The organism is Bowmanella yangjiangensis (genome assembly GCF_017255015.1).
Classification (GTDB): domain Bacteria; phylum Pseudomonadota; class Gammaproteobacteria; order Enterobacterales; family Alteromonadaceae; genus Bowmanella; species Bowmanella yangjiangensis.
On record NZ_JAFKCS010000834.1, the window covers coordinates 1 to 310 of the forward strand.

Consider the following 310-nt stretch of genomic DNA (forward strand, 5'->3'; position numbering starts at 1 on the left):
CAGAACGTGTTCGGCTCGGCGATCACCAGCGGTGGCCTGACGGCGATCCTGATGAACCTGCTGCTGCCACTGGAAGCACCTCAGACACAGGAATGACGCACGCAGACGCAACAGCGGCGACGGCAGCCGAACTCCAAGCAGCCGTCGCCGGTTTGATGACGGCAGGATTCTTGCTGGCAATTCGCCAGATGGCAGCGCACGAACTGCTCTATCTCGGGCAGTTCCGTGCCGATGTCGCCACGTCTTCCACCGCAAGGGGTCATGATGTTCTTCTTCAAACCGGTTCTGGCGTTGATGAACCGCGCCCGCT

1 protein-coding gene is annotated in these 310 nt (G+C 61.0%); it reads left to right on the plus strand.

Annotated elements, in window-relative coordinates:
- Positions 1-92 precede the first annotated feature (92 nt).
- Positions 93-310: hypothetical protein (locus J0A65_RS26890; protein ID WP_206597220.1), on the plus strand; the 218-nt coding region annotated here is incomplete at its 3' end.